This is a genomic window from Chryseoglobus sp. 28M-23 (genome assembly GCF_014789785.1).
Taxonomy (GTDB): Bacteria; Actinomycetota; Actinomycetes; order Actinomycetales; family Microbacteriaceae; genus Microcella; species Microcella indica.
In genome coordinates this window covers 1,522,493-1,543,528 of record NZ_CP061846.1, presented here as the reverse complement: position 1 = coordinate 1,543,528, position 21,036 = coordinate 1,522,493, and the positions used below count along the sequence as shown (strand labels likewise).

Below are 21,036 nucleotides of genomic sequence, written 5' to 3'. Positions count from 1 at the left end.
CTCTCACTCTGCATCACGACGTGAAGTCGGGGTCTCCGCTCGTCGCGCACGTGCCCGACTGGACGGTGGCGTCGTCGGTGACGAAGAACGTCGCCGACGAGTCAGACGTCGCGTCGATGCAGAAGCGACCGGCGGCGATCGTGATGACGGGCGCGGCGGTCGTCGAGGTGGCGAAGCCGTAGTCGGCGAGATCGTTGGCGTCGCTCGTGTAGCTGCCCTCGTGCTCCACCGAGTAGGCGACGAGGGCCGTGCGAATGTTCACCAGGTCGCTCGTCGCGACCGCATTGTGCGCCTGATTCTGCTGGCCGATGAAGATCGGCACGGCGACGGCGGCGAGGATGCCGACGATGATCACGACGACGAGGAGCTCGATGAGCGTGAAGCCACCATCGGGGGTCGGCACGGATGGCCGCGACCGCTGGGCGGTGCGCGGAGCGGTGGCGTGGGCGAGTATCACGTGGCTCCCTCCTGGTGGTGCGTCGAGTGACGAGGGCAGGCAGGTCTCCGAGACCGCAGCACCAGACTCACCCTCGATGATGCCTCACCGATCTCGAGCGCAGAATCCCCTCTCCGGGGGAGGGCCCGGGAGGGTGCCGACGGGAGCGGTGCGCGCGTCGGGAGCCGTCGGCCCGCAAGTCGGATACGATGAAACCCCGTGGCGGACACTTCTGAGACAGGTTCTGACGGGCGAGACTTCGAGCACGTCACCAAGCACATCTTCGTGACCGGGGGTGTCGTCTCCTCCCTGGGCAAGGGCCTCACCGCCGCGAGTCTCGGCAACCTGCTCACCGCGCGCGGCCTGCGCGTCGTCATGCAGAAGCTCGACCCGTACCTCAACGTCGACCCCGGCACGATGAACCCCTTCCAGCACGGCGAGGTCTTCGTGACCGACGACGGGGCGGAGACCGACCTCGACATCGGCCACTACGAGCGGTTCCTCGACCTCAACCTCAGCCAGGCGGCGAACGTCACGACCGGGCAGATCTACTCGGAGGTCATCGCGAAGGAGCGGCGTGGCGAGTACCTCGGCGACACCGTGCAGGTCATTCCGCACATCACCGACGAGATCAAGCGCCGCATGCGCCTGCAGGCGCAGGACGACCCGAAGCCCGACGTCATCATCACCGAGATCGGCGGCACGGTCGGCGACATCGAGTCGCAGCCGTTCATCGAGTCCGCGCGCCAGGTGCGCCACGAGCTCGGCCGCAAGAACGTCTTCTTCGTGCACGTCTCGCTCGTGCCGTTCATGAACGCGAGCGGCGAGCAGAAGACGAAGCCCACGCAGCACTCCGTCGCGATGCTGCGCTCGATCGGCATCCAGCCTGACGCGCTCGTGCTGCGCAGCGACCGGCCCGTGTCGAGCGGCAACCGCCGCAAGATCGCCCTCATGTGCGACGTGGAGGAGGCCGCGGTCGTCAACGCCGTCGACGTGCCCTCCATCTACGACATCCCGTCGATGCTGCACAGCCAGGGGCTCGACGCCTACATCATGGACCAGCTCGACCTCGTCGCCGGCGACGTCGTGTGGGACGGGTGGAAGGATCTGCTCACGGCGGTGCACGAGCCCAAGCGCGAGGTCACGATCGGCCTCGTCGGCAAGTACATCGACCTGCCCGACGCCTACCTCTCCGTCACCGAGGCGCTGCGGGCCGGCGGCTTCGCGCACCAGGCGAAGGTCGCGATCCGCTGGATCCCCTCCGACGAGTGCGAGTCGCCCGAGGGCGCCGCCCGCCACCTGTCGGAGCTCGACGGCATGTGCGTTCCCGGCGGCTTCGGCGTGCGCGGCATCGAGGGCAAGCTCGGCGCCCTGCGGTTCGCGCGCGAGAACGAGATTCCCGTGCTCGGTCTGTGCCTGGGCCTGCAGTGCATGGTCGTCGAGTACGCGCGCAACGTCGCGGGCCTGCCGGGCGCATCCAGCAGCGAGTTCGACCCCGACACCGAGTACCCGGTGATCGCGACGATGGCCGAGCAGGTCGACATCATCGCGGCAGGCGACATGGGAGGCACGATGCGCCTCGGCCTGTACGAGGCGGCGCTCGCCCCCGGCTCGATCGTCGCCGAGCTGTACGGCTCGCACGTCTCGCACGAACGCCACCGCCACCGCTACGAGGTCAACAACGCCTACCGCGAGCAGATCGCGGCGGCGGGTCTGACCTTCTCGGGCACGAGCCCCGACGGCTCCCTCGTCGAGTACGTGGAGCTGCCGCGCGAGGTGCATCCGTTCTACGTGGCCACGCAGGCGCACCCCGAGCTGCGGTCGCGGCCGACAGCGGCGCACCCGCTGTTCCGTGGCCTCATCGACGCGGCGATCGCGCGCCAGAAGGCCTCGCGCCTGTTCGACGACGAGGCGGGTTCGGCCGCGTGAGCGCCGACGCTGCGGGTGACGATGCGGCGGTCGTGGATGCTCGGGGTGAGGATGCCCGGGAGCTCCGAGACGAGGCGCGCAGCGTCGAGGTGCTGCGCAGCGATGTCGCCTTCGACGGCGTCGTGTGGGACATCCGTCGCGAGGACTTCGCGTACGGAGACGTGACCCTCACGCGGGAGTTCATGGAGCATCCCGGAGCGGTCGCCGTGCTCGTGATCGACGAGTCGGACCGCGTTCTCACCATCCAGCAGTACCGGCACCCCATCCAGATGCGCAATTGGGAGCTGCCGGCGGGGCTGCTCGACGTCGAAGGGGAGCCGCCGCTCGAGGCGGCGCAGCGCGAGCTCGCCGAGGAGGCCGATCTCGTGGCCGCCTCGTGGGAGCCGCTCATCACTCTGCACACCTCGCCGGGCGGGTCGGACGAGGTGATCCACGTGTTCCGCGCGACCGATCTGACCGCGACGGACGAGGTGTTCGCGCGCGAGGCGGAGGAGGCCGACATCGTGCCGCGCTGGGTGCCGCTCGCCGCCGCAGTCGACGCGGTGCTCGCCGGGCGCGTGCACAACGGCATCTTCCTCGCGGCGGTCCTCGCCGAGCACGCACGCCGCACGCGGGAGTGACGGTGGTCGCTCGTGCGGGCGGGGAGCGCGACACGCCGCGCGCGAGCAGCGAAACGCCGGGTTCCACGGCCGCGAGCCCGAATGAGCGAGCACCCTCGGCGGTCGAGCGGGCGATCGAGCGGTACGTGCGGCACGTCGCGCTCGAGCGCGGGCGCTCGCCGCACACCGTGTCGGCGTACCGGCGTGACCTGGCGCGTTACGCCGAGCACCTGCGCTGGCGCGGCATCGAGCAGCCGGGCGACATCGGCGAGGCCGACGTGTCGGCGTTCGTCGCCGCGGTGCGGGCGCCCGCCGACGGGTCGCCGGGGGTAGCACCGTCGACGGCGGCGCGCATGCTGTCGAGCGCGCGCGGCTGGCATCGCTTCCTCGTCGAGGAGGGTCTCGCCGACCGTGACGTGTCGGCCGAGCAGCGCCCGCCGAAGCAGCCGCGCCGCCTGCCGAAGGCGATCAGCATCGACGAGGTCGAGCGTCTGCTGGAGGCGTGCGCGGGCGACGACCCGTTGCGGCTGCGCGACCGCGCCCTGCTCGAGCTGCTGTACGCGACGGGGGCGCGCGTGAGCGAGGCCGTCGACCTCGCGGTGGATGACGTGCTCGGTGACGACGGTGCGGTGGGGGAGGCCGTGCGGCTGTTCGGCAAGGGGCGCAAGCAGCGCATCGTGCCGCTGGGTCGCTACGCGCGCGAGGCGCTCGAGGCGTACCTCGTGCGGGCGCGGCCGCTGCTCGCACGGCAGGGCTCGTCGACGCCCGCCCTGTTCCTGGGCGCGCGCGGGGCGGCGCTGTCGCGCCAGAGCGTGTGGTTGGTGATCCGGGATGCTGCGGCACGGGCATCCCTCACCGCGGAGTTATCTCCGCACACGTTGCGGCACTCCTTCGCGACCCACCTGCTGGAGGGCGGCGCCGACGTGCGCGTCGTGCAGGAGCTGCTCGGGCACGCCTCCGTCGCGACGACGCAGCTGTACACGCTCGTGACGGCGGATGCCGTGCGCGAGGCGTGGGCGACGGCGCACCCGCGGGCGCTGTAGCGCGCCCGGCCTGCTCCGCGAACCCGGCCTGCTCTGAGAACCCGGCTCGCTCTGAGAACCCGGCTCGCTCCTAGAAACCGTCGAAGCGGATGGAGCCGTCGGGGCCGACCTCGACGAGCCAGTTCTCGCGCGGGCTGCTGGACTGCACGCTCACGCCCTCCCGCTCCACGATCGGCAGCGCCGCGCACTCGGTCGACGTCTCGTCGTCCGCGGTCACGAGCAGGCAGTACTCCGGCGCGAGGCCCTGGGTGCCCTCGACGGCGCTGTCGATGAGGTAGGCGCTGACGCTGAGAGTGCGGCCGTCGCGCGTGCTCGACGACGCGATCTGGGCCGGACCCATGACGAGGCGCTCGACACCGTCGATGTCGGGTGTCGCGGCGCCGGCCCTTGACTGGAGTCCGCCGTAGGCGAGGGCGTCTGTCACGCTGCCGCCCCATTCCAGCGTCTCGATCGCGAGGTCCCGCTCGCGGCGCGGACCGCCCTCAGGGCCCCAGACCACGGCGTCGACGGTGGAGCGGTTCTCCTCGCCGACGGTTCCGCCTGCGGCGATGACTCCCTGTGCCTCGAAACGCTCCGGCGTCACGCAGTTGCCGGCGATCATCCGTCTACTCTCCTCCTCGGATTCGGGGTCGCGCGTGGTGAGGAGGCAGTAGGCGTCCCAGTCGGTGCTGCGGCCGTCGGGCACGGTCGAGGCGCGGAAGGCGATCGCGACGATGTCGCCGTCGAGCCGCACGAGCTGCGGCCCCGAGGTGATCGCCGCGATCGCGTCCGGCCCGATGAGCTCGGTCAGCAGCGCGATATCGGCCGGGTCCTGCTGCCCGTCGAAGATCGCGAGAGGGTCGGGGTTCGGCAGAGTGAGCGCCCACGCGATGGTGGGGAGGGCGAGGGCTGCGAGGAGAACCCCGTAAGGCCGACAGCGCGCATCCGCCGGCTGTGGGCCCGCTCCGGCGGCAGGTCGGGGTGCTCTGCCGAGCCGACCTGCACCGCGCCATCCTGCACCGCACCGTCCTTCGCCCCACCATCCTGCGTTGCAGGGCCCTCGTCTGTTCCCGTCTCCCCGGTCACGCCGGGCGGTGCGGGTTCGAGGGTCGTGGCTCTCGCGGCGCGTCGAGCGAGTTCCTCGCCCGCGGCGGATGCTCGTGCCTGCTGCTCAGGGGTGGACGTGCGCGCGTAGGCGAGCCGCTGGAGCTCGCGGTCGCTCAGCTGCCCCAGGCTCCCCGTCCATATCCATCAGTCAACCACGCAGGGGAGCCGCGGTCCGAGGCGTCGCGTCACCGGCCACCCGACCGCGGCACGCTTCCACAATCTTGGAGTGGGTGCGAACGACACTCACCTCACTCCGAAGTTGTGGAAGGCGCGCGTGAGGACTTCTCGTACGCGGGCGGCAGGCCGCGGCGCTCGCCGCGCGGGTGGGTGCGTTCGACCTCGAGCTGAGCATCCCCGGTTGCCTGCCCGGCGCGCTGTGCGAGCTCCTCGGCCGATGTCGAGCAGTCAACCACGCGCGTGCGGAGCGCCGCCCGGCGGCACAGCCCGCGGTCACTAGACTGGGGCGCTATGAGTGGGGAGAGGTCAGACGAGTCGGCACTGCCGGGCTTCGACGACATGGTGCAGGGCCCGACCGGCCGCGCGCTGCGCGAATGGCCCGAGCCGCCGCCGCTCAGCGGCCACGGCCCCGCGCGCATCATCGCCCTGTGCAACCAGAAGGGCGGCGTCGGCAAGACGACGACGACCATCAGCCTCGGCGCGGCGCTCGCCGACTACGGCCGCCGCACCCTCGTCATCGACTTCGACCCGCAGGGCGCCCTCTCGGCGGGCCTCGGCATGCCGAGCCACGACGTCGTCACCATCTACGACCTGCTGCTCGGCAAGGAGAAGGACGCGCGCAAGGCCGTCCAGGCGACCAAGACCAAGGGTCTGGATCTCATCCCGGCCAACATCGACCTGAGCGCCGCCGAAGTGCACCTCGTCAACGAGGTGGCGCGCGAGCAGATCCTCGCCCGCGTGCTCGCCCCCGTCGTCGACGACTACGACGTCATCCTCATCGACTGCCAGCCGAGCCTCGGCCTCCTCACGGTCAACGCGCTCACGGCGGCGCACGGCGTGCTCATCCCGCTCGAGTGCGAGTACTTCGCCCTGCGCGGCGTCGCCCTGCTCGTGGAGACGATCGACAAGGTGCGCGACCGCCTCAACCCCGCCGTGCAGCTCGACGGCATCCTCGCCACCATGTACGACGCGCGCACGCTCCACAGCCGCGAGGTGCTCGAGCGCGTCGTCGAAGTGTTCGGCGAGAAGGTGCTCGAGACGGTCATCGGCCGCACCGTGAAGTTCCCCGACGCGACCGTCGCCGGCGCCCCCATCACGAGCTTCGCCCCCGACCACCCGGCCGCCGCCGCCTACCGCCAGCTGGCTCGAGAGCTGATCGCCCGTGGCCAGGTCGCCTGAGCCGACCGTCGCGGAGGGCGCTGTCGCGGCGGCAGAGGCTTCTGTCGAGGATGCTCCGCGCGGGTTCCGCGTCACCCTCGACGACTTCGACGGTCCGTTCGACCTGCTGCTGAGCCTCATCACCAAGCGCGAGCGCGACATCACCGAGCTGAGCCTCAGCGCCGTGACGGACGAGTTCCTCGCCTACCTGCGCGCCCTCGAAGCGGAGGACCACCTCGACGAGGCGAGCGAGTTCCTCGTCATCGCCGTGACGCTGCTCGACCTCAAGATCGCGAGCCTCCTGCCCCAGGGCGAGCTCGTCGACGCGGAGGACGTCGCCCTGCTCGAAGCGCGCGACCTGCTCTTCGCGCGACTGCTGCAGTACCGCGCCTTCAAGGAGGCGAGCGCGTGGTTCGCCGAGCGGTTCGAGGCGGAGAGCCGCCGCCACGTGCGCTCCGTGCGGCTCGAGGACCAGTACCGGCAGCGCACGCCCGAGCTGCAGTGGACGCTCAGCCTCGACGACTTCGCGGCGCTCGCGCTGCTCGCCCTCACGCCGCGCGAGATCCCCCTCGTCGGCCTCGACCACCTGCACGCCCCGCTCATCTCCGTGCGCGAGCAGGCGGCGCACGTCGTCGCCCTTCTGCGGCGCGGCGACCCCGTGTCGTTCCGCCAGCTCATCGCGGGCGCCGAGGGCAAGGGCGTCATCGTCGCGCGCTTCCTCGCCCTGCTCGAGCTGTACCGGCACGCCGCCGTCGGCTTCGAGCAGCTCGAGCCGCTCGGCGAGCTCACCGTGCGGTGGACGGCCGAGAACTGGAGCGACGAGAACCTCGTGAACCTGGGGGCCGACTATGGCCAGTGAGACTGACACGACGAGCGGGACGGCCGACGCGAGCGCGCCGAACGGCGCCGAGGAGACCCCGGCCCCGGGCATCCCGGACCACATCGAGGTGGAGCGCGCCCTCGAGGCGATCCTCATGATCGTCGACGAGCCGCAGAGCCTCGTGAGCCTCGCGAGCGCCCTCGGCCGGCCCGTCGGCGTCGTGCGGGCCGCGATCGCGGCGCTCGTCGCCGACTACGACGGCGAGGCGAGCGAGGTGGGCACGCCGGGGACGCGGCGCGGCTTCGAGCTGCGCGAGGTCGGCGGAGGCTGGCGCATCTACGTGCGCGGCGAGTACGACGACGTCGTGCGCGACTACGTGCAGACGCAGAACCCGTCGAAGCTCTCGCAGGCCGCCCTCGAGACGCTCGCCGTCATCGCCTACAAGCAGCCCATCAGCCGCGGAGCGATCGCGTCGATCCGCGCCGTCAACGTCGACTCGGTCGTGCGCACGCTCCTCGGGCGCGGGCTCATCACGGAAGCCTTCACCGACAGCGAGACGGGTGCCATCCACTTCGCGACGACCGACCTGCTGCTCACGCAGCTCGGCATCAACTCGCTCGACGAGCTGCCCCAGATCTCACCGCTGCTCGACGACGGGAGTGCGGGGTTCGACGATGTCCGCTGAGTCGACCGGCGCTGAGTCGACGGGCGCAGACGCGACGACTCCGGATGCGCCTGCGGGGGAGCGCCTCCAGAAGGTCATGGCGGCCGCCGGTGTCGCCTCCCGCCGCGTGTGCGAGGACTACATCGCCCAGGGCCGGGTGACCGTCAACGGCGAGCCCGTCGTCGAGCCGGGGCGTCGCGTCGACCCCGCCACCGACGAGGTCGCGCTCGACGGCGTCGCGATCCAGCTCGACACGACCAAGCGCTACGTCATGCTCAACAAGCCGACGGGCGTCGTGAGCACCATGAAGGACGAGAGCGGGCGCCCCGACCTGCGCCGGTACACCGACCGCTTCGAGGAGCGCCTCTACAACGTGGGCCGTCTCGACGCCGAGACGAGCGGGCTCCTGCTGCTCACGAACGACGGCGAGCTCGCCAACGTGCTCGCCCACCCGCGGTTCGGGGTTGAGAAGACGTACATCGCCAAGGTGCGCGGCAGCGTGACGGCGCCCGTGCTGCGCAAGCTCAAGGAGGGCATCGAGCTCGACGACGGTCCCATCGCGGCCGACGCGGCGAGGATGCTCGGCAACCCCGTGGGCGGGTACAGCATGGTCGAGCTCACGCTGCACTCCGGCCGCAACCGCATCGTGCGCCGCATGCTCGCCGCTGTCGACCACCCCGTCGTCGAGCTCGTGCGCCGCTCCTTCGGCCCCCTGCACCTCGGCACGCTCGCCGCGGGGGAGGTGCGCGACCTCACTAAGGTGGAGCGCGGCGCGCTGCTGACCCTGAGCCGCGCGGCGCGGGGCGGGTCGGATGCGACGGACGCCGCCGCCGCCGAAGCTCGCGCGACCGTCGACCACCCCGACACTCTCGACACGAACCCCGGAGCACCCCCGATGACCGAGCCGCGCTCGCGCCAGCCTGGTGGCCACGATCGCCGCTTGCAGGGCGACGTGCGCATCGTCGGGGCTGGCCTGCTCGGCACGAGCATCGGGCTCGCGCTCACCGCCAAGGGCGTCGACGTCGCCCTCGCCGATCTCTCGCCGACGGCCGTGCGCCTCGCCGTCGACTACGGCGCCGGGCGCCCCGCGGCGGCCGGCGACCGCCCCGCGCTCGTCGTCGTCGCCGTGCCGCCCGACGTCACCGCGTCGACGGTGGCCGCCGAGCTGGAAGCGCATCCCGAGGCTCTCGTCACGGACGTCGCGAGCGTCAAGGCCAGCGTGCTCGCCGAGCTGCGCGCCCTCGGCGCCGACGTGAGCCGCTACCTCGGCACGCACCCCATGGCGGGGCGTGAGCGAGGCGGGCCCATCTCGGCGCGCGCCGACCTCTTCGTGGGGCGGCCCTGGGTTCTCGCCGGCCACGAGGGCATCAGCTACCGCGCGGCGGGAGCGATCGAAGACCTCATCCTCGACGTCGGCGCCGTGCCGATCGAGCTCAGCGTCGAGGACCACGACCGCGCCGTCGCCCTCATCAGCCACGTGCCGCAGCTCGTCGCGAGCGCCATGGCGGCGCGGCTGCGCGGGGCGAGCAACGCCGCCGTCGACCTCGCCGGGCAGGGCGTGCGCGACGTGACGCGCATCGCCTCGAGCGACCCCGGACTGTGGGTGCAGATTCTCGGGGCCAATGCAGCGCCCGTGGCGGGCATCCTGAGCGAGCTGCGCGACGACCTCGATGCCGCGATCGCCGCCCTGCAGCAGCCGGAGGCACCGGGAGCGCGCCGCGCGCTCGCCGACCTGCTCGGCGCCGGCAACGCGGGAGTCGCCCGCATCCCCGGCAAGCACGGCGAGGACCGCCGGTACGCGCAGCTCGTCGTCATGGTCGACGACACCCCCGGTCAGCTGGCGCGCCTGCTCACCGAGATCGGCGAGCTCGGCGTCAACATGGAGGACCTGCGGCTCGAGCACTCGCCGGGGGCGCCGATCGGCTTCGCCGAGATCTCCATCGTGCCCGAGGCCGAGGAGCGCCTCATCGCCGAGCTCGAGTCTCGAGGCTGGCGCATCGCCGGCGCGAGCTGAGCCCGACCGACCCGAACCTCTGCAAGGAGACCCCATGAGCGACATCATCGTGGCCGTCGACGGCCCCGCCGGCAGCGGCAAGTCCAGCGTCAGCAGGGAGGCCGCGCTGCGGCTCGGCTGGGCCTACCTCGACACGGGGGCCGCCTACCGTGCGCTCGCCTGGCACTGCCTCGACGAGGGCGTCGACACCAAGGATGCTGATGCCGTGGTCGCCCGCCTCGCCGACTTCGACTACTCCATCGGTATGGACCCGCAGCACTACTTCGTGCGCGTCGGCGGCGAGGAGATCACGCGCGACATCCGCGAGCCGCGCGTGAGCGCCGTCGTGAGCCACGTCGCGCGCGTGCCCGAGGTGCGGGTGGGGCTCAACAATCTGTTCCGTCGGCTCATGGCGGAGAACCCGAAGGACGGCGTGATCGTCGAGGGGCGCGACATCACGACGGTCGTCGCGCCCGACGCCGCCGTGCGCGTACTGCTGACTGCCAGTGCAGAGGCTAGAATGGCGAGAAGGTCGGCGGAGCTGAGCGCCGTGTCGGCCGAGGCGACCGCGCAGCAGCTGGCCTCGCGGGATGCCCAGGATTCCCGCGTGGTGGATTTCATGAATGCCGCTGAGGGCGTCACCACTCTCGACTCCACCGACCTCGACTTCGAGCAGACGGTGCTGGCGCTCCTCGACATCGTGCATGCAAGGACCCCATGACTGACACCACCCCCGTCACCCCCGGTGACGACGACGCCCGCGACTCCGCGGGTGACGACTACCCCGAGCTCGCCCCCGAGGCGGCCGGCGAGGTCGCCGCGCGCCTGGCCGACCTCGATGAGGATCTCGCGGCGAAGCGCGCTGAGGCTCTGCGCGCAGGCCTCGCCGACTACGACCTCGACGACGACGACCTCGACCTGCTCGAGGGCGCGACCGTCGGGGAGGACGGCATCATCACGATGCCGGCCCTGCCGGTGCTCGCGATCGTGGGCCGCCCCAACGTGGGCAAGAGCGCGCTCGTCAACCGCATTCTCGGCCGTCGCGAGGCTGTCGTGGAGGACACTCCGGGTGTCACGCGCGACCGCGTGACGTACAAGGCGGAGTGGAACACGCGCCGCTTCACCCTCGTCGACACGGGCGGTTGGGAGCCCGACGCGTCGGGCATCAACGCGTCGGTCGCGGCGCAGGCCGAGGTCGCGGTCGATCTGGCGGATGCTGTGCTCTTCGTCGTCGACGCCATCACGGGTGCCACCGCGACCGACGAGTTCGTCGTGAAGATGCTGCGCCGCTCCAACAAGCCCGTCATCCTCGCCGCGAACAAGGTGGACGATGCGCGCCAGGAGCCGGAGGCCGCCGCGCTGTGGAATCTCGGTCTCGGCGAGCCGTGGCCCGTGTCGGCCCTGCACGGCCGCGGTGTCGCCGACCTGCTCGACCACATCCTCACGGTGCTGCCGAGCGTGTCGGCGGTCGCGAAGGAGGAGTACGGCGGGCCCCGCCGCGTCGCGCTGCTGGGCCGCCCCAACGTGGGCAAGTCGAGCCTGCTCAACAAGGCGGCGCGCGAGGAGCGCGTCGTCGTCAACGAGCTCGCGGGCACGACCCGAGACCCGATCGACGAGCAGGTGGAGCTCGGCGGGCGCATCTGGCGCTTCGTCGACACGGCCGGCATCCGCCGCCGCGTGCACCTGCAGCAGGGTGCCGACTTCTACGCGTCACTGCGCACGGCGGCCGCGCTCGAGAAGGCGGAGGTCGCGGTCGTGCTGCTCGACGTGACGGAGCCGCTGAGCGAGCAGGACGTGCGCATCATCGACCTCGTCCTCGAGTCGGGTCGCGCCCTCGTGCTCGCGTTCAACAAGTGGGATCTGCTCGACGACGAGCGCCGCCGCTACCTGGAGCGCGAGATCGAGCAGGATCTCGCGCACGTGGCGTGGGCGCCGCGCATCAACATGTCGGCGCGCACCGGTCGGCACCTGGAGAAGCTCGTACCCGGCCTGGAGCTTGCGCTCGAGTCGTGGGATACCCGTATTCCGACCGGAAAGCTCAACGCGTTCATCAGCGAGCTCACGGCGGAGCATCCTCACCCGGTGCGCGGGGGCAAGCAGCCGCGCATCCTCTTCGCGACGCAGGCGTCGACGCGACCGCCGACGTTCGTGCTCTTCACGACCGGGTTCCTCGACCCGCAATACCGCCGCTTCATCACCCGGCGCCTGCGCGAGGTGTGGGGTTTCGAGGGCACCCCGATTCAAGTGAACATGCGTGTCCGAGAAAAGAGGAAGCGCTAGGGAGAGTTGGTGAGCGCTTCGGCGGCGGGGCCTTGGATTGCCGCTGGGCGAGTGTGCCTCTCACGGCACATGCCCCGCAAGGCACACAGCTCGAGCGGCCAACCGGGTTCGGTCGCGCGCGGTATCGTGTTCGTTCCCCGGCGCCCGCCTACGGGTGCGCCCGCCCCACCCGTAGGCTGGCGACATGCCCCCTGCTACACCTGCTGTTGCTGATCCCCCCTCGCACCCCGTCGTCTCCGCCGTGTGCGTCGTCCACCAGCTCATCCCCGACTACGGCGGCCCCGACGGTGTGACGGCGATCGACAAGCGCGCGACCGCCGAGCCGGTCAAGGTCGGCGAGTTCGGCCTGCGCGGCGACGTGCAGGTCGACCGCAAGCACCACGGCGGCCACGACAAGGCCGTCTACCTCTACAGCCAGTCCGATGCCGACTTCTGGCAGGCCGAGCTCGGCCGCGAGCTGCACCCCGGCTGGTTCGGCGAGAACCTGCGCGTCGAGGGCGTCGACGTGAACGCCGCCCGCGTGGGGGAGCGGTGGCGCATCGGCGAGGGGTCCGACGCGGTGGAGCTCGAGCTGACGATGCCGCGCACGCCGTGCCAGACGTTCGCCCGCTGGGTCGGTGGCGAGGATGCTCGGGGCTGGGTCAAGCGCTTCGCCGACTCGCGGCGGCTCGGGGCCTACGCGCGCGTCGTGCGCAAAGGCGTCGTGCGTGCAGGCGACCCGATCACGGTCGTGAGCGTGCCCGACGTGGCGCCGACCATCGCGGGCGCGTTCCGCCCCGAGTAGGTGGTCACGCGACGCGCGTGGGCGCGGCGAACTCGGTCGTGACGCCGGGGTGCCGCAGCGGGGTCGCGAGCACCGAGTCGGGCGGGCGCTCCGCGAGGTCGGGGAACCCGGCGGCGGCGAGCAGCTCGTCGTCGAGGTGCAGCAGCTGCGCGTCGACGAGCGGCCACGGCTCGTGCGTGTTGCGCGCGAAGATCGTGCGCCCCAGGTGGCGCTCGTGGAACCCCCAGCGTGCGGTGAGGAAGCGGCTGAGCGGCGTGTCGACAGGAGTGCTGCCGGGTCGCGCGTGAATGCGGGTGCGCGGTCGAGCGCCGGTGCGTCGTCGCGCGCGGTACTCGAGAGTGTCGGCGGTGAGGCGCATCCCGGCCTGAGTCCAGCGGTACGGCAGGCCGAACAGTGCCTGCGCGGCGAGGACGGAGGGCAGCCGCTCAGCGTCGAGGGAGCGGAACACCACCCCGCGTTGCCCGTGCTCGTCGACCGAGTAGGTGCGCACGTTGATCTCGATGAACGTGCCAGCACCGGGCACCGGAGGCAGCGGCAGGAACGCGTGGTCGCTCAGCACGAACGGGATGAGCCCCACCCACGCGCTGCCGTCGTGCACGTCGGGCCGCGTGCCGGGCGGCAGCATGGGAGCGACGAGCAGCGGGTCGACGCGCCAGTGGAGGAACACGAAGTCGCTCCAGCGCTGGCGGATGATCGCGCGACCCGGCAGCGGGGGAGACGTGGGGTCGGGTGCGGGTGCGGGTGCGTCGAGCATGCCCCCATCATGGCCCCCGCACCGGTGGATGCCGGTCGAGCCGGGCCCTGCGCGGCGGTCTTGCAGGGGCGCGGCGTACCCTGAGGGCACTATGACCGATCGACCTCCGCTGCCGCCGCCGCACCTGCGCGATCCCGGCGACGCGTGGGTCGAAGGCCCCGACGGCACGAAGTACTGGGGTCGCTTCGGCGCGGCCGGTCTGCTGGCGTGGCACGTCGAGGCGGGCATCCTGCTGCAGCATCGCGCGGCGTGGTCGCATCACGGCGACACGTGGGGCCTGCCCGGTGGGGCGCGCAAGCAGGGCGAGTCCGCCCAGGACGCCGCCGTGCGCGAAGCCGTCGAGGAGGCCGGCGTGCCGCCCGACGAGGTCAGCCTCCTGTTCGAGAGCGTCTACGACATCGGCTTCTGGTCGTACACGACCGTCGCCGTGCGCGTCGACCGGCTCTTCGCACCCCTCGTCGCCGACGCGGAGAGCGTCGCCGTGCGCTGGGTGCCCCTCGATGACGTGGATGCTCTGCCCCTGCACCCCGGATTCGCCGCCAGCTGGCCGGCCCTCCGCGAACGGCTGAGCCTGCACTGAGTTCATGAACCGCGCCGAGCTCGTCGCCAGCGACGAGCCCGTGAACCGCCCGTGTGCGCCTCGACGGCCCGCGCCGTCCGCTGGCAGAGTGGAGCGATGACGCACGTCTGGCCGCTACTGCCGAGCATCATCGGGCTCGCCGCCTCCGTCGTGCTGCTCGGCTTCGCCGGCACGCGCCTGGCGAAGACGGCCGACGAGCTGGCCGATCGCACGGGACTCGGAGAGGCCGTGGCCGGGGCGCTGTTCCTCGGTGCGGTCACCTCGCTGCCGGGCATCCTCACCACCATCACGGGAGCCCTGGGCGGCGACGCCGAATTCGCTCTCGCCAACCCGATCGGCGGGGTCGCCATTCAGACGGTGTGGCTCGCCATCGCCGACCTCGTCTACCGGCGGGCGAATCTCGAGCACGCGGCGGCGTCGCTCGACAACCTGCTGCAGGCGCTCATCCTCGTGGGCCTGCTCGCCCTGCCGATCGTCGCCTACGCGACGCCTGAGCTCGCGATCGGGTGGTTCCACCCGGCGACGCTCGCCATTCCGCTGTTCTACGCCTACGGTCTGCGGCTGCTGCGACAGATGCGCGAAGCGCCCATGTGGTCGCCGCGCATGACGCGAGACACTCGCACCGACGACGGTGAAGACCGCAGCACGACGTCGACGCGTCGACTGTGGACGACGCTCGCGGTGCTCGCCGTCATCGTCGGCGTGACCGGCTGGGTGATCGGGCAGTCCGGCCTGGGGCTCATCGCGGCGACCGGCTGGCCGAGCGCCGTCACGGGCTTCACGGTGACGACGGCGATCTCGTCGCTGCCCGAGCTCATCACGCTGCTCGCGGCGGTGCGCATCGGCGCGCTCACCCTCGGCGTGGGCGGCATCATCGGCGGCAACGTCTTCGACACGCTCATGATCGCCGTCGCCGACGCGTTCTACCTGGAGGGCACGATCTACGCCAACGTGGGGCCGGCGAGCCTCGTGCTGCTGGGCGGCACGATCCTCATCACCGCGGTGCTCGCCGCGGGCCTGGTCGTGCGCGACCGCAAGGGCATCGGCTTCGAGGGAATCGCCCTGCCCACTCTCTACCTGGCGACGGTGGGCGGGGCGCTCTGGGTCGGCTGACTAGCTCTCGTCGTCCGACCTGGCGCTCTCCAGCCGGCGCAGAGTGTCGAGAGCGTCGTCGGCCGCGTCTCGGAAGGGGTGCAGCACGACGGAGATCGTGTCGTCGATGAGGGCCGGGCGGTAGGCGCTGGCCTGCTTGTCGGTGTGCACGGTGACGGCGATCGGGCACGTCGCGCCGTGGTGGCGCAGGGCGCCGGCCAGCACGAGGTTGGTGTCGACGTCGGGCACGGTGGAGATGATGTACCGCACGTCGTGCAGGGGGAGTGTCTCGGGGAAGTCGGGACTGCGGGCATCCCCGAAGACGACGTCGACCCGGTCGGCGATCTTCTCGTCCTCGAGGCGCACCTCCGCGAACGGGTCCCACTCGACGAGCAGCACGCGACAGCCCTCGTCGACGAGCTCGCGGATGAGCTGCGTGCCGAAGCGGCCATGCCCGAACACGATCGCGTCGTATCCGGAGCCGGTGGCGGGCTCGGGTACGCGCGGGTTGCGGCGCTGCAGGCGAGAGAGGAACGGTTCGATGCGGGTGGCGATGCGTTCGGAGTAGGGGATGAGGTAGCTCGAGCCGCCGATCGTGATGAGCGCGATGAGGGTGATGAGCCCCACGATGTCGTCCCCGACGAGGCCGACGTCCCGCGTGAGGGCGATGAGGATGAGGCTGAATTCGCTGATCTGCGCGATCGCGAGCCCGGCGAGGAAGCCGACGCGCGCCGGGTAGCCCATGAGGCTCATGATGGCGATCATGATGAACGGGGTGCCGACGAGGACGAAGATCGAGAGCGCGATCGCGAGCGGCACCTGCGCGCCGATCGCCGCGAAGTCGAGTTCGGCGCCGAGCACGATGAAGAAGAACAGCAGCAGGAAGTCGCGCAGGCCGCTGAGGGAGGCGTGCACCTGCTCGCGATAGCGGGTGGAGGCGAGGGCGAAGCCGGCGAGGAATGCACCGACCTCGATGGAGAAGCCGAGCACGTCGGTGAGGGCGGCGATGCCGATCGCCCACGCGACGCTCCACACGATGAGCAGCTCTTGGCTGGTGGCGACGCGGTCGAGCAGCCATGGCAGCACCCAGCGCATGGCGATGGCGATGCCGAGCAGCAGACCGCCGCCACTGAGCAGGATGCGCAGTGCTTCGGCGCCGACGTCGGTCGTGCCTTCGCCGAGGCTGGTCAGCACGATCATGACGATGATGACGACGACGTCTTGCACGATGAGCAGACCGAGGGCGACGCGCCCGTGCAGCTCGTCGAGTTCGCGCTGGTCGGCGAGCAGCTTGACGACGATGATCGTGGAGGAGAACGTGATGGCGACACCGACGACGGCCGCGGCGAGCAGGTCGAGGCCGAAGAGCGTCGCGATGCCGAAGCCGACGATGGCGGTGACGACGATCTGGCCGAGCCCGGTGGCGAGGGCGACGGGCCCGACAGAGCGCACGAGGTTCACGTCGAGCTTCAGGCCGACGAGGAACAGCAGGATGGCGATGCCGATTTCGGCGAACAGCTCCAGGGCTTCGGCTTCGTGCACCCAGTCGAAGACGCTCGGCCCGGCGATGATCCCGACGACGATGAAGGCGATGATGAGCGGCTGCCGGGCGCGGTGGGCGAGGAAAGCGATCGCGGCGGCGAGCACGAGGATGAGGGCAGTCGTGCCGAAGGTGTCGAGCTCGAGCTCCATGATCACACGCTAGCAAGGCCACGTTGCGGGCGGGTTTCGGCAGGTGCTGCAGGCGGGGCCGCCTAGGGCAGGAGTGCGAGCATGTGCTCGGTGATGAGCGGGGCGAGTCGGTGCTGGGGGAACTCGCGGGGGTGCATCCAGGTGACGGCGTCGATTTCGGCGGCGGCGGTGAGCGGGCCGTGAAGGTCGGCGCGGAAGACGTCGGCGATGAGGGTCGTGCCGGCTTCGTTGGCGGCGGCGGTCGTGTACGTGCCGAGCGGTTCGAGGGCGGCGGGCTCGACGTGCGCGCCGAGCTCTTCGAGCAGTTCGCGCGCGAGCGTCTCGGCGGCGGTCTCGCCGGGTTCGGGCTTGCCGCCGGGCTGCATCCACACGGTGGTGCCGCGCTTGCGCACGAGCAGCAGACGGCCGGCGTCGTCGACGGCGAGCACGGCCGAGACCCGAATGGTGGGCGCCTCGGTCACGCGGGCTCGTCGAGGAGGGCGGTGACGGCGATGCGGATGCCCCGCTCGAGCTCGTCGAGCGTGAACCGTGGGTCGCCGCCGAGCTGCGGGGTCGCGGGAACGTGGATGAACCCGGCCCGCAGGCGAGGGTGCCGAGCGTGCTCACTGCGCTCACTGCGCTCACTGCGCTCACCGCGGTCACCGTCGTGCTCCGTGGTGGTGCCGGCGGTGGTGTCGTTCTGGGCGGTGCTCGCGTCGGCGCTGTGCTTTCCGTGCGTGCCGCGCTGCTCGGCGATGCCGAGCGCGGTGTACAGGACGGCATTGCACACGTAGCTGCCGGCCGAGAGGGAGACCTGGGAGGGGATGCCGGCGGCGTCGATGGCGGCGGCGATGTGCTTGACCGGGTGGTGGGTGAAGCGGGCGGGGGGTCCGTGGGGTTCGAGCGGAGCATCCGTGGGCTGGTCGCCGTCGTTGTCGGGGATGGCGGCGTCGGCGAGGTTGAGGGCGACGCGTTCGGGGGTGAGGGCGTGGCGGTTCTCGGCGAGGCCGAGCATGAGGAGGATGTCGGGCCGGTGCGCGTCGAGGGCGGCGGCGAGCAGCTGTGGGGCGCGGGCGAAGGAGACGGGCAGCACTTCGGCGATGAGGTGGCAGTCGGGGTGTCCGAGGTCGCCGAGTCGGCGGGCGATCTCGCCGCTGGGGTTGACGTCGGCGCCCTCGAAGGGCTCGAAGCCGGTGACGAGCACGGTGGGGAGGTGCATCAGGTGGTCCGTTCGGGGTTGTCGGCCGCGGGGCCTTCTGCGTCGCGCTGGTCTGCGTTGCGCTGGGCTGAAACGTGCTGTTCTGCGCCCTGCCGTTCAGGTATGTGCGGTTCTGCGCCGTGCCGTCGCGCTCCCGAGAGGGAGACGAGGACGACGCCGGCAATGAGCAGCGTGAGCCCGAGAGCGATGGTGTCGGGGGTGATGATCGTGATGGCGACGCCGACCAGGAACACGAGGATGCCGGCGATGAACATGATGCGCCTGCCAGTGCTCCCGCTGCGCGCGCTCATGCTCCCAGAGTAGTTGGGGTGCTGTCGGGCGCGCTCCCGTTCACGCACGGAGGGCGTCTCGCAGTGCGGGGCTGCGGCTGGGCATGTCGATCGGCTCAGCGGGCGGGTTGCCGCGCTCGGCAGGCGGGTCTCCGCGATGGGCGCCGAGCCGGGCATTCGCCTGGGTGCCGTGCGGTGATGGGGGTGGGCCTGGTGGTGGGATGAGTCGGTAGGTGGGGCCGGCGCGTTCGATTTCCCATCCGTTGTTGTGGGCGAGGAGGTGGTGGTGGCGGCAGAGGAGGATTCCGTCGGCGATGTCGGTGGTGCCGTGGTCGCGGTGCCAGTGGTGGATGTGGTGGGCTTCGCACCAGGAGGGTGGGCGTTGGCAGCCGGGCCAGCGGCAGCCGCCGTCGCGGGCGGCGAGGGCGAGGCGTTGTGCGCGGGTGAACAGGCGGCGTTCGCGGCCGAGGTTGAGGGGTTGGCCGGCGTTGTCGGGGTGTCCGTCGACGGTGAGGGTGATGGTGCCGGCGGTGCAGGCGCGGCGCTCGATGGTGGCGACGGAGATGGCGTCGGGGTGGCCTTCGATCCAGCCTTGGCCGCGGCGCTCCTCGAGGGTGCGGGCGGCGATGATCATGCGCACCCCGACCGGTTCGTCGCCGAGGAGTTGGCTGGTGTCGGCGGCGGCGCCCTGGCGCAGGAGTTCGGCGATGGTGTCGCTGGCGCGCTGCTGGGGGGTGCGGTCGTCGTCGAAGGCTGGATGCGCGGCCTCCTGGGCATCATGTTCTCGCTCGGTGTCGCTCTGGAATCGCGGCTCGTGGCGTCGGGGTGAGGTGATGCGGTCGTAGACGTCGCTGACGAGGGCGAAGGTTTCGGGGTCGAGGATCCAGTGGGCGTAGCCCATGCCGTCGGGTCGGCGGCCGAGTCGGAAGGAACGCTGCTGTCGGCGTGCTTCTTCGCGGTCGGCGATGCCGTCGAGGTCGAGTGCGTCGCGCACGGTGCGTGCCTCGCGTGCGGCGCGGTCGGCGTCGAGCCCGTCCAGTCGGGGCAGAAGACGTTCGGCGGCCGCGTCGAGATCGGTCTCGCTCATCGTGCTGGTCGGCCGGCCGAGGCCGGTGCGTACGGCGTCGGCGACGGCGACACTGACGCGACCTGACAAGACGGCGTCGCCCAGCGGTGTGGGCGTTTCGGCGCCGACCGTCGTGCCGACGCGGACGGCGGTGCGGGCATCGGCGACGCGGGTGCCGGTCGTGACGCGCACCATCTCCTCGGGCGTGCGGTGCCCGGTGCGCTGCGCGAGACCTGCGTGGCCGAGCTCGGGTGCGGAGCGTCGGGCGATCTCTCCGGCGAGAAGCGAGACGTGCAGTTGCGCCAGGCGCACCTCGTCGGCCGCGAGACGCGTGAGGTCGAGCAGCTCGGCGTCGTCCAGAGCGCGAAAGACCTGCACCTCGCGGGGGACGGCGGCAAGGGCATCCCGAGCGGCAGTGAGTGCGCCCGCCACCTCGACGACGCCGCTCACCTCACTGATGGTGTCGTCCGTCGCGCCCCGGCTGGGGTGGCGCGGTAACGCGGCGGCGGGCACCGCGGGCATCGGCGGCGCGAGCATCGTCGTGATGGTCATGGTCGCCTCCCTCCGCGGTGCCGTGTGCTGGTTCGTGATTCGAACATACATTCGACCACCGACAGTGGAGTGCGTCGATCTCGGGCTGGGGATACGTCACGCGAGGGGAAGGTGGGGAGGATCGGTGCAGGTCTACTGTGCCCCCGACGTCCCAGACGCCCCCAAGCCCCGGCGCCCCAGCCCCGTACACCCCAGCCCCACCGACCCCGAGCGCCGCATCGATCGTGGCGGCGAGCAGCTCCGCGAGCTCGGTATCGGAGGCCGCGACGAGCGCGGGCAGCTTGACGACGTGGCGCGCCATCATGAGGCCCACAACCTGAGATCCGATGAGGGATGCTCGCAGCTGCGGCCGATCCACCCCCAGTTGCCGGGCGAGGGGTTCGAAGAGCCGCTGCGTGAGGATCGACCGGATGCGCTCGGCCGCGTGCCGCTCGTTCGCGGCCGCGCGGACGATGCTCATCATCGTCATGCGCGCGATCGGGTTCGCCTGCAGGTCGAGGATGATGCGGGCGAGGCGCGTGCCGGGGGAGTCGTCGCTCGGCGTGCCGAGCTCGGCCACGATGTCGGCGGGGGCGAGCGGCAGCTGCACGATCGCGGCGAAGAGCGCCTCCTTGCCTCCGTAGTAGTGGTGCACGAGCTTCGGGTCGACGTCGGCCGCACGGGCGATGCCGCGCACGCTCACCTTCTCGTACCCGAGCTCGGCGAACTGCTCGCGCGCGACCCGCTCGATGGTCTCGCGGCTCTCGGCGGCGCTCGACGCGCCCGGCCGCCGCCCCGCCCGACGCCCGGCCCCCGCACCTCTATCAGCCACAACCGCGCGCCCTTCTTGCGGCCCGCGCCGCGCATCCCTAGTGATTTCATCAC

21 protein-coding genes and 1 pseudogene are annotated in these 21,036 nt (G+C 71.5%); 13 read left to right on the top strand and 9 right to left on the bottom strand.

What is annotated here, in order from left to right:
• Positions 1 to 13: 13 nt before the first annotated feature.
• Positions 14 to 403 carry a type IV pilin protein gene (locus tag IE160_RS07535; protein WP_191150695.1) on the bottom strand — a complete coding sequence of 130 codons (390 nt, stop codon included), beginning with the start codon at positions 401 to 403 and terminating at the stop codon, positions 14 to 16.
• Positions 404 to 655: 252 nt separating this feature from the next.
• Between IE160_RS07535 and pyrG the strand changes: the two genes are divergently transcribed.
• The 3 genes from pyrG to xerD are packed head-to-tail and all read left to right on the top strand — an operon-like array spanning position 656 to position 4,007.
• The gene (gene pyrG / locus IE160_RS07530) at positions 656 to 2,365 is read left to right on the top strand and encodes a CTP synthase (RefSeq protein ID WP_179872045.1); all 1,710 of its coding nucleotides are present in this window, start codon (positions 656 to 658) and stop codon (positions 2,363 to 2,365) included.
• Positions 2,362 to 2,985 carry an NUDIX domain-containing protein gene (locus IE160_RS07525; protein WP_224744410.1) on the top strand — a complete coding sequence of 208 codons (624 nt, stop codon included), beginning with the start codon at positions 2,362 to 2,364 and terminating at the stop codon, positions 2,983 to 2,985. The genes pyrG and IE160_RS07525 overlap by 4 nt, the downstream gene beginning before the upstream one ends.
• A 2-nt stretch (positions 2,986 to 2,987) precedes the next feature.
• Positions 2,988 to 4,007, top strand: a complete 1,020-nt coding sequence (gene xerD, locus IE160_RS07520) for a site-specific tyrosine recombinase XerD (RefSeq protein ID WP_179872044.1) — start codon at positions 2,988 to 2,990, stop codon at positions 4,005 to 4,007.
• Between the two features lie 70 nt (positions 4,008 to 4,077).
• Here xerD and IE160_RS07515 read toward each other — a convergent pair whose 3' ends face one another.
• Positions 4,078 to 4,740, bottom strand: coding sequence for a hypothetical protein (locus tag IE160_RS07515; protein ID WP_191150694.1), 663 nt, complete (start codon positions 4,738 to 4,740; stop codon positions 4,078 to 4,080).
• Between the two features lie 821 nt (positions 4,741 to 5,561).
• Here IE160_RS07515 and IE160_RS07510 point away from each other — a divergent pair.
• The 8 genes and pseudogenes from IE160_RS07510 to IE160_RS07475 all read left to right on the top strand — a co-directional run bounded on the left by IE160_RS07510 (position 5,562) and on the right by IE160_RS07475 (position 12,969).
• The gene (locus IE160_RS07510; RefSeq protein ID WP_152583736.1) at positions 5,562 to 6,449 is read left to right on the top strand and encodes a ParA family protein; all 888 of its coding nucleotides are present in this window, start codon (positions 5,562 to 5,564) and stop codon (positions 6,447 to 6,449) included.
• A complete protein-coding gene (locus tag IE160_RS07505) occupies positions 6,433 to 7,287 on the top strand; it encodes a segregation and condensation protein A (protein WP_179872042.1) in 855 nt (284 codons plus the stop codon). The genes IE160_RS07510 and IE160_RS07505 overlap by 17 nt, the downstream gene beginning before the upstream one ends.
• The gene (gene scpB, locus IE160_RS07500) at positions 7,277 to 7,933 is read left to right on the top strand and encodes an SMC-Scp complex subunit ScpB (RefSeq protein WP_191150693.1); all 657 of its coding nucleotides are present in this window, start codon (positions 7,277 to 7,279) and stop codon (positions 7,931 to 7,933) included. Before IE160_RS07505 ends, scpB begins: the two co-directional genes overlap by 11 nt.
• Positions 7,923 to 8,714 (top strand): annotated as a pseudogene (locus IE160_RS07495) (pseudouridine synthase); the annotation flags it as partial. The gene scpB and the pseudogene IE160_RS07495, both read left to right, overlap by 11 nt.
• 93 nt (positions 8,715 to 8,807) lie before the next feature.
• A complete protein-coding gene (locus tag IE160_RS07490; protein ID WP_191152010.1) occupies positions 8,808 to 9,926 on the top strand; it encodes a prephenate dehydrogenase in 1,119 nt (372 codons plus the stop codon).
• 34 nt (positions 9,927 to 9,960) lie between these two features.
• Positions 9,961 to 10,626, top strand: coding sequence for a (d)CMP kinase (gene cmk, locus IE160_RS07485; protein WP_191150692.1), 666 nt, complete (start codon positions 9,961 to 9,963; stop codon positions 10,624 to 10,626).
• Positions 10,623 to 12,185 (top strand): ribosome biogenesis GTPase Der, encoded by a 1,563-nt coding sequence (gene der / locus IE160_RS07480; protein ID WP_179872037.1) that lies wholly within the window; start codon positions 10,623 to 10,625, stop codon positions 12,183 to 12,185. The genes cmk and der overlap by 4 nt, the downstream gene beginning before the upstream one ends.
• Before the next feature lie 184 nt (positions 12,186 to 12,369).
• Positions 12,370 to 12,969 (top strand): MOSC domain-containing protein, encoded by a 600-nt coding sequence (locus tag IE160_RS07475; RefSeq protein ID WP_179872036.1) that lies wholly within the window; start codon positions 12,370 to 12,372, stop codon positions 12,967 to 12,969.
• Between the two features lie 4 nt (positions 12,970 to 12,973).
• Here IE160_RS07475 and IE160_RS07470 read toward each other — a convergent pair whose 3' ends face one another.
• Positions 12,974 to 13,723 carry a YqjF family protein gene (locus IE160_RS07470; RefSeq protein ID WP_191150691.1) on the bottom strand — a complete coding sequence of 250 codons (750 nt, stop codon included), beginning with the start codon at positions 13,721 to 13,723 and terminating at the stop codon, positions 12,974 to 12,976.
• A gap of 91 nt (positions 13,724 to 13,814) precedes the next feature.
• Here IE160_RS07470 and IE160_RS07465 point away from each other — a divergent pair, with 91 nt between their 5' ends.
• Together IE160_RS07465 and IE160_RS07460 are read left to right on the top strand one after the other, a co-directional pair.
• Entirely contained in the window at positions 13,815 to 14,303 is a 489-nt protein-coding gene (locus tag IE160_RS07465; RefSeq protein WP_191150690.1) for an NUDIX hydrolase, read from the top strand.
• Positions 14,304 to 14,399: 96 nt separating this feature from the next.
• Positions 14,400 to 15,416: a sodium:calcium antiporter gene (locus tag IE160_RS07460; protein ID WP_191150689.1), complete on the top strand. Its 1,017-nt coding sequence runs from the start codon at positions 14,400 to 14,402 to the stop codon at positions 15,414 to 15,416.
• Here IE160_RS07460 and IE160_RS07455 read toward each other — a convergent pair whose 3' ends face one another.
• From IE160_RS07455 to IE160_RS07430, 6 genes are all read right to left on the bottom strand, one after another.
• Positions 15,417 to 17,087 (bottom strand): cation:proton antiporter, encoded by a 1,671-nt coding sequence (locus IE160_RS07455; protein ID WP_191150688.1) that lies wholly within the window; start codon positions 17,085 to 17,087, stop codon positions 15,417 to 15,419.
• Positions 17,088 to 17,149: 62 nt separating this feature from the next.
• Positions 17,150 to 17,548: an NUDIX hydrolase gene (locus tag IE160_RS07450; protein WP_191150687.1), complete on the bottom strand. Its 399-nt coding sequence runs from the start codon at positions 17,546 to 17,548 to the stop codon at positions 17,150 to 17,152.
• Positions 17,545 to 18,285, bottom strand: coding sequence for a pyroglutamyl-peptidase I (locus IE160_RS07445; RefSeq protein ID WP_191150686.1), 741 nt, complete (start codon positions 18,283 to 18,285; stop codon positions 17,545 to 17,547). Before IE160_RS07445 ends, IE160_RS07450 begins: the two co-directional genes overlap by 4 nt.
• Positions 18,285 to 18,575 carry an SdpI family protein gene (locus IE160_RS07440; protein ID WP_191150685.1) on the bottom strand — a complete coding sequence of 97 codons (291 nt, stop codon included), beginning with the start codon at positions 18,573 to 18,575 and terminating at the stop codon, positions 18,285 to 18,287. Before IE160_RS07440 ends, IE160_RS07445 begins: the two co-directional genes overlap by 1 nt.
• A 40-nt stretch (positions 18,576 to 18,615) precedes the next feature.
• Positions 18,616 to 20,172: an HNH endonuclease signature motif containing protein gene (locus tag IE160_RS07435; RefSeq protein WP_191150684.1), complete on the bottom strand. Its 1,557-nt coding sequence runs from the start codon at positions 20,170 to 20,172 to the stop codon at positions 18,616 to 18,618.
• Positions 20,072 to 20,983: a TetR/AcrR family transcriptional regulator gene (locus tag IE160_RS07430; protein WP_191150683.1), complete on the bottom strand. Its 912-nt coding sequence runs from the start codon at positions 20,981 to 20,983 to the stop codon at positions 20,072 to 20,074. The genes IE160_RS07435 and IE160_RS07430 overlap by 101 nt, the downstream gene beginning before the upstream one ends.
• Positions 20,984 to 21,036 lie beyond the last annotated feature (53 nt).